This is a genomic window from Kitasatospora sp. MY 5-36 (assembly GCF_001182915.1).
In the GTDB taxonomy this organism is placed as follows: Bacteria; Actinomycetota; Actinomycetes; order Streptomycetales; family Streptomycetaceae; genus Kitasatospora.
This window is the reverse complement of record NZ_LFVW01000423.1, coordinates 1-7,872: the sequence shown is the minus strand read 5'-3', so window position 1 is coordinate 7,872 and position 7,872 is coordinate 1. Positions and strand designations below refer to the sequence as shown.

The window sequence follows — 7,872 nt, the reverse complement described above, 5'->3', positions numbered from 1 at the left end:
ATCACGTGCGCGTTGGTGCCGCTGATCCCGAACGAGGAGACGCCGCCGCGCCGGGGCTCCCCGGTCTCCGGCCAGGGCCGGGCCCGGTCGAGCAGGGCCACCGAGCCGGCCGTCCAGTCCACGTGCGGGGACGGCTCGTCGGCGTGCAGCGTGGCGGGCAGCGCGCCCCGCCGGAGCGCCTGGACCATCTTGATCACGCCGCCGACGCCCGCCGCGGCCTGCGCGTGCCCGATGTTGGACTTGAGGGACCCGAGCCACAGCGGCCGCTCCCGGCCCTGCCCGTACGCGGCCAGCAGGGCGTTGGCCTCGATCGGGTCGCCCAGGGCGGTGCCGGTCCCGTGCGCCTCCACGGCGTCGACCTGCCGCGGCGCGAGCCCGGCGTCGGCGAGCGCGTCCTCGATCACGCGCTGCTGGGCGACCCCGCTGGGCGCGGACAGCCCGTTGGAGGCGCCGTCGGAGTTGACGGCGCTGCCGGCCACGACCGCCAGCACCGGGTGGCCGTGGCGGCGGGCGTCCGAGAGCCGCTCGACCACGACCATGCCCGCGCCCTCGCCCCAGCCGGTGCCGTCCGCCCCGGCGGAGAACGCCTTGCAGCGGCCGTCGGCGGCCAGCACCCGCTGGCGGGACAACTCCACGAACATGCCGGGCGTCGCCATGACGGTGACCCCGCCGGCCAGGGCGAGCGAGCACTCCCCGGCCCGGACCGACCGCACCGCCTGGTGCAGCGCGACCAGCGACGCCGAGCACGCGGTGTCCACCGTCAGCGCGGGCCCGTTCAGCCCGAGGACGTACGCGATCCGCCCGGAGACCACGCTCACGCTGGTGCCCGTCAGCAGGTGCCCCGCGACGCCGGGCCCGGCCGCCTCCATGCTCGGCCCGTAGCCGGAGTGCATCGCCCCGGCGAACACGCCGGTCCGGCTGCCCTTCAGCGCGGTGGGGTCGATCCCGGCCCGCTCCAGCGCCTCCCAGGCGACCTCCAGCAGGAGCCGCTGCTGCGGGTCCATGGCGAGGGCCTCGCGCGGGCTGATCCCGAAGAACTCGGCGTCGAAGTCCGGGACGTCCCGGACGAAGCCGCCCCGGCGGACGTAGGAGGTGCCGGCCCGGTCCGGGTCCGGGTGGTGGAGCGCCGCCAGGTCCCAGCCCCGGTCGTCGGGGAAGTCGCCGATGGCGTCGGTGCCGGCCTCGACCAGGTCCCACAGGTCCTCGGGCGAGCGCACCCCGCCGGGGAAGCGGCAGGCCATGCCGACGATGACCACGGGGTCGTCGGCCTCGTCGGCCTCGTCGTCGTTTTCGGTCTTGCCGTCGCTTTCGGCCTCCGGCTCGGCCTCGTCGTTCGCCCTCAGCGCGCCGATCGCGGCGGCGAGGGCGGCCGGGCTCGGGTGGTCGTACAGGACGGTGCTCTCCAGGTTCAGCCCCGTCGCGGCCGCCAGCCGGTCGCGCAGTTCGAGCGTCATGGCCGAGTCCAGGCCCATCTCGCGGAACGTCCGCCCGGGCCGGACGTCGGCGGCCGAGCCCGTGCCCAGCACGACGGCGGTCAGGCTCCGGACCAGCTCCAGGACCGACCGCCCGTCCAGGGCCGGAACCGGCGCCGGGGTCGACGCCGGCGTCTGCGTCCCCTCGTCCGCCCGCTCGCTCCCGGCGGCCCCCGGCATCCCGGACGGCCAGTAGGAGCGGCGCTGGAACGGGTACGTCGGCAGGTCGGCGAGCGGCACCGAGGCGGGCAGCAGCGCGGACCAGTCGACCGGGACGCCCCGGACGAAGGCCTCGGCCGCCGCCGTGAGGAACCGCCGGCGGCCGCCGTGGCCGCGCCGGAGCGTGCTCAGCGCGGCGCCGTCCCCGCCGTGTAGGTCGATCGCCTGCCGGACGCCCATCGCCAGCACCGGGTGCGGGCTGATCTCCAGGAAGGTCGAGTGGCCCGCGTCCAGCAGGCGCTCGACGACCGGCCCGAACCGGACCGGCTCGCGCAGGTTGCGGAACCAGTACCCGGGGCCCAGCTCGGCGGTGTCGACCGGTCCGGCGGTGACGGTCGAGTGGAACGGCACGTCGGTGGAGCGCGGGGCGATCCCGGCGAACGCGGCGAGCAGGCCGTCCCGCAGCTCCTCGACGGCCGCGCTGTGCGAGGCGTAGTCGATCGGGATCCGCCGGGTGCGCACCCGCTGCCCGTAGTGGGCGGCCAGTGCGTCGAGCGCGGCCGCCGGCCCCGCCACCACCGTGTGCGCCGGGCCGTTGACCGCCGCGACCGACAGCCCGGGGCCGCCGGCCGCCGCGCGGTCGACTCCCGCGAGCTCGAGCGCCACGAGGTCCCGCTCCACCCGCTCGGCCGGGAGGTCCACCGACAACAGGCCGCCACCGCCCGCGATCCGGTTCAGCACCCGGCTGCGCAGGGCCACGATCCGCGCACCGTCCCGGAGCGACAGGGCGCCCACGGCGGTGGCGGCGGCGATCTCGCCCTGCGAGTGCCCCACCACGGCGGCCGGCTCCACCCCGGCCGAGCGCCACAGCGCGGCCAGCGACACCATCACCGCCCACAGCGCGGGCTGGACCACCTCGTCGCCCTCCAGCGGCGGCGCGCCGGGGACCCCGCGCAGGACATCGGCCAACGACCAGTCCACGTACGGGCGGAGGGCCTCGGCGCACTCGTCGATCCGCTCGGCGAAGAACGGGGAGGTCTCGATCAGCTCCGCCGCCATTCCCGTCCACTGCGAGCCCTGGCCGGGGAAGACGAAGACCGGCCGCACCGGCGGCCCCTCGTGCCGGCCCTCCACCACGGCCGCCGACGGCCGCCCGGCCGCCCGGTCCGCGAGTTCGGCGAGGAAGCCGTCCCGGTCGTCCGCGACGACCACGCAGCGGTGCTCGAACGCGGTGCGGGTGACGGCCAGCGACCGGCCCACCGAGGCCGCCCCGAGCGCCGGACGCGCCGCCACATGGGCGCGCAGCCGTTCGGCCTGGTCGCGCAGCGCGGGCTCGTCCCGCCCGGACAGGACCCAGGGCAGCGCCCCGGCCTCCTCCTTCTCCTCGGGCGCTGCTTCCACGCCCGGCCAATCCGACAGGATCACATGACAGTTGGTGCCGCCGATCCCGAACGAGCTGACTCCGGCGACCAGTTGACCGTGCGGCGAGGGCCAGGCCCCGGCCTCGGTGTTCACCCGCAGCCGCAGCTCGTCGAGCGGAACCCGCTCGCCGGGCCCGACGTGGTTCAGGCTGGGCACGAGCTCGCGCTCGGCGAGGCACAGGACGGTCTTGATGAACCCGGCGATCCCCGCCGCGCCCTCCAGATGGCCGATGTTCGTCTTCACCGACCCGACCAGCAGCGGATCGCCCTCGCCGCGCACCGAGCCCAGCGCCGCACCGAGCGCCGCGGCCTCGACCGGGTCGCCGGCCCGCGTCCCCGAACCGTGCAGCTCGACGTACTGGACCTCGCCCGGCTCGACGCCCGCGTCGACACAGGCCTCCAGGAGCACCCGCTCCTGCGACGCCCGGCCCGGGGTCGGCAGCGTCTGCGTCGCGCCGTCGTTGTTCAGGGCGCTGCCGCGGATGACGGCGTGGATGCGGTCGCCGTCCCGGACGGCGGCCTCCAGCAGCTTGAGCACCACCACCCCGCCGCCCTCGCCCCGGACGTAGCCGTTGGCGCGGGCGTCGAAGGTGAAGCAGCGCCCGTCCGGCGACAGCGTTCCGGCCCGCTCCAACGCCCGGGTGCTCTCCGGCGCGAGGACCAGGCTCACCCCGCCGGCCAGCGCCAGCTCGGACTCGCCGCTGCGCAGGCTCGCGCACGCCAGGTGCACGGCGGCCAGCGAGGACGACTGGCCGGTGTCCACCACCAGGCTCGGACCGTGCAGGCCCAGCGTGTACGAGATCCGGTTGGCGGTCACCCCGCGCTGCAGCCCGGTCAGGGTGTGCCCGGTCACCGCGTCGGGGCCCAGCCCGTGCAGCAGCGTCGCGTAGTCGTCCGCGATCACCCCCAGGAACACGCCCGTCCGGCTGCCCTCCAGGGCGCCCGGCAGGGTCCTGGCGTCCTCCAGCGCCTCCCACGCCAGTTCGAGGGCCAGCCGCTGCTGCGGGTCCATCGCCACGGCCTCACGCCGTGAGATGCCGAAGAACTCGGGGTCGAATCCGTCCACCCCGTCCAGGAACCCCCCGCGCGCCGGGCCCCGGCCGCCCCGCCGCCCGACCACCGCGTCACCACCGCCGCGCAGCAGCCGCCAGAACGCCTCCGGCCCGTCCGCCTGCGGAAAGCGGCAGCCGACCCCGACCACCGCGACCGCGCGCGCCGGGAGCTCACGCCCGCCACGACAACCAGCACTGTCCATCATCGATGCCCCCCGCAGTGAGAATCAGACGGCCGACCACCGGAAGGCCCCGACGGACCACCGGGTCGTCGCCCCGGGTCCGCCCTTGAACCGGCGAGTTCGGTCGCGGGAGATCCCGGCCGCCACCTCGACGCCGATGCCCGCCCCACGAGGATGCGCCCGCCCGCACACCACCGGAACCCGTCCCGGGGGTTCATGATCGTGCGTTGCTGAACCCCGAAGGGGCCCGCACATACCCGACATACCGGGCACCTCGCGGCGAGCCGCCCGGAGGGCCGCCCGAAGCGTCCGAGCCACGACCATCCACGGGCGGACACCCGCGGACCACCACTCCGGCACGCTCCGGGTCGGGCCCGGACCGTGCCGCAACAGCGCCGGGGGCGGCGACCCGACGACCGCGCAGGACCGGGTCACGGCCTCGGAGGAGGCCACAACGGCCAAGTACTGCACAGGGGTTGAGGAACATCCAGGCCGGATCGCGACTGGTGCGCGACTGACAGGCCGGCGCCGAGGCGACCGGCCCGCTCGCGCCGGGGGGCCGGTCGGCACACCCGGCGGTTCAGTCCTGGAGGGAGGCGAGCCAGGCGGTCAGCAGACGGTTGACCTCCTCGGGGCGCTCCTGCTGGATCCAGTGCCCGCAGCCGTCCAGGATGTGGGTGGAGTCCAGACCGGGGAGGGTGGTCGGGTAGGCGTCGATCGCGTCGGCCATCCAGGTCGTGGAAGCGTCCAGGGCACCGCCGATGAACAGGGACGGCTGCCTGATCGGGGCTCCGGCGTACTGGGCGAGGTCCTCCCAGTCGCGGTCCATGGTGCGGTAGCGGTTGAGGGCCCCGGTCATGCCGGTGCGCTCGAACTCCCCGGCGTACACGTCGAGATCGTCCTCGGTCAGCCAGGCGGGCAGCCTGCCGCCGGGGAAGCGGTCGCGCAGCCGGCCGCCGGCGCGGGCCACGAAGTGCGGGTCGGGCTCGCCCCGGGCGGGCATGGTGTCGGCGGACATGGCCGCGTAGAAGCCCGCGAGCCAGCCCCGGAGGTCGGGCTCCATCTCCGCTTCGGCCCGGCCGGGCTCCTGGAAGTACGAGACGTAGAACTCCTGGTCGCCGCCCATCCGCGCGAAGACGTCGGTGGGGCGGGGGCCGCCGGGCGGCGCGTAGGGGACGCTCAGCAGTGCGACGGCGCGGAAGACCTCGGGGTGGAGCAGGGCGGAGGCCGCCGCGATGTTGGAGCCCCAGTCGTGCCCGACGACCACCGCCCTCTCCTCGCCCAGGGCGCGTACCAGGGCGACGTTGTCCTCCACCAGGTCGAGCATCCGGTAGGCGTCCGTCGCGGCCGGCTTGGAGGAGCGGCCGTAGCCGCGTACGTCGAGCGCCACGGCCCGGTACCCCGCCGCCGCGAGGGCCGGGAGTTGGCGGCGCCAGGAGTACCAGGACTCGGGGAAGCCGTGGACGAGCAGGACCAGTGGTCCGGTGCCCTGCTCAACCAGGTGCAGGCGCCCGGCGGGTGCCTCGATGGTGCGGTGGCGCAGGTCGGTGGACGGCGCGGGCTGGTGCATCGCTTCTCCTCGGTTCACGGGCGGCCGCGGGTACCCGCCGATCATGCGGCGCGGCGGCAGCGCGACGCGAAAACCCTTGCCATCGTGGCAAACTGGCAGGACAGGGCGGTGAAGGCGGCACGGCCGCAGGGAGCGGGGCGACGGTGACGGACGACGGCACAGCCGACACGCTGGCGGCCATGGGCCCCCGGCTGCGGACCGCGCGCGAGCGGCACGGCGCCACACTCACCGGCGTCAGCCGCGCGACCGGCATCTCGCTGAGCACGCTGTCGCGGATCGAGACCGGCCGGCGCAAGCCGACCCTGGAAGTGCTGCTGCAACTCGCGAAGGCGTACGGCGTCTCCCTGGACGAGCTGGCCGGCACCGCACCCGCGGCGGCGACCGGACCGCGCGCCCCGGTGCCGCCTCGCTCCGGCGGCGACAAGGCGGTGCTACCGCTGACCCGCTACGTCGGGGGCCTGCACGCCCACAAGCACGTCCTCCCCGCCGTCGACGCACCCCCGGCGCGGCCGCGGCAGGTCTCCCACGACGGATACGAATGGCTGTGCGTCCTGTACGGACGGCTGTGGCTGGCACTCGGCGAGCAGGACCTCGTCCTGAGCGCCGGGGACGTAGCCGAGTTCGACACCCGCACCGCCCACGGAGTCGCGAACGCCGGCCCCGGCGGACCGGTCGAATACCTGATCATGTTCGGACCGCAGGGAGAGCGCCTACGACCGCGCACCCCAACCCCCGACCGCGGCGCCCGGTAATCCGGAGCACAGCGCCCGGACCCCGCAACGGTGCCTGCGGCATCACGCCCCGGCGACATCCGGACCACGCAGTGGCCGCAGGCCGCCGGGCCGGTCGGGGAGCCGGAAGGAGCACCGGCCGAGCAGGTTGATGCGGTTCCGCACGAACGGTGAGAGCCGAACCACGCCCTCGTCACGGACGTCGAAAGCAGTCCAATCCGTCATGGCGCTCGTCCGCGAGACCATCGCCTCGCTGACCGACACTCAGGAGAAAAGTCCGTGAAGTACACCGAAGTCGAACAGAAGTTCAAGCTCCTCAGCGACCCCCAGGAGCTGAAGGACCAGCTCATCGCCCGGGGCGGCAAGGCCGGCCGGCCGACCCGCCAGGTCGACCACTACTACAACGCCCCCCACAAGGACTTCCTCTCCGGAGACGTGATCTCCGAGTGGCTCCGGATCCGTATCGAGGACGGCATCTCCTCCCTGAACTTCAAGCGGTGGTACCCACTGGAGGAGAAGATCAAGACCCACTGCGGCGAGTTCGAGAGCACCGTCTCCGACGCCACGGCCGTCCAGCACATCCTGGACTCCCTCGACTTCACCAAGCTCACCACGGTCGACAAGACTCGCGAAGAGTGGTTCATCGACAGCATCGCCGTCGCCTTTGACAGTGTGGGCGACCTCGGAGACTTCATCGAGTTCGAGTACAAGGGTGAGGCCGAAACCGTTGAGGAGGCCACCGAGAAGATCGAATCCTTCATCGCCGGCCTCGACATCAAGCTCGGCGACCGCATCCACGCCGGCTACCCCCATCTCACCCTCGGGCTGGCCTGACGAACGGGCGCACGACCGTACCGATATACCTGCACCGGACCCTTTGGCGCCGTGCGGATGTTGCGGTGTTCTGCTCTTTACCTCCGCTTGGTGAGGCTTTTTTCGCGGTGTGCTCCAGGCCTGCCTGGAGCACGCCGCAACCGCACTTCCAGGCCTTTGCACGCTCCTGCGAAACCTCTCTGCGGGCCACGTTGCCTCCGTGCTTGCGGCATTTCTCCGGCGCGCTCCGGGCTGGGCCCGGAGCGCGCCGGAACGTTTCTGCTGGCTTTGCGCCGCTCCTCCTCCCACCACCCCCCTTCTACTTTCCATGCCCCCACGTTGATTGGTGGAAGGAGGAGAGCGCGGGGGTCAGGTGGGCGGGGCCCGCGGGGCGCCCGGGGTCCGCTCCGGGTGGGCGTGGGGTGCGGGGCCGTGCCCGTCGGCCCCACCGGTTCCGCCGGCGCCGCCGGGC

Annotated in this window: 4 protein-coding genes; 2 read left to right on the top strand and 2 right to left on the bottom strand. The window is 74.3% G+C overall.

The genetic code is table 11. The annotated features are described in order from the left end of the window. The coding region (locus AE652_RS47470) for a type I polyketide synthase (protein ID WP_234348528.1) at positions 1–4,310 on the bottom strand (4,310 nt) is incomplete at its 3' end. 556 nt (positions 4,311–4,866) lie between these two features. Continuing rightward, the gene (locus AE652_RS25295; protein WP_049655447.1) at positions 4,867–5,856 is read right to left on the bottom strand and encodes an alpha/beta fold hydrolase; all 990 of its coding nucleotides are present in this window, start codon (positions 5,854–5,856) and stop codon (positions 4,867–4,869) included. A gap of 179 nt (positions 5,857–6,035) precedes the next feature. Between AE652_RS25295 and AE652_RS25290 the strand changes: the two genes are divergently transcribed. Both AE652_RS25290 and cyaB read left to right on the top strand, forming a co-directional pair. Continuing rightward, positions 6,036–6,608: a helix-turn-helix domain-containing protein gene (locus AE652_RS25290; protein WP_049655450.1), complete on the top strand. Its 573-nt coding sequence runs from the start codon at positions 6,036–6,038 to the stop codon at positions 6,606–6,608. Positions 6,609–6,866: 258 nt separating this feature from the next. Beyond that, a complete protein-coding gene (gene cyaB, locus AE652_RS25280; protein WP_049655445.1) occupies positions 6,867–7,421 on the top strand; it encodes a class IV adenylate cyclase in 555 nt (184 codons plus the stop codon). The last annotated feature ends 451 nt before the right edge of the window (positions 7,422–7,872 follow it).

Excerpts from the sequence above, each read along its gene's own strand:
- AE652_RS25290 (WP_049655450.1), top strand. The coding sequence starts at position 6,036 with ATGGGCCCCCGGCTGCGGACCGCGCGCGAGCGGCACGGCGCCACACTC.
- AE652_RS25295 (WP_049655447.1), bottom strand. The coding sequence starts at position 5,856 with ATGCACCAGCCCGCGCCGTCCACCGACCTGCGCCACCGCACCATCGAG.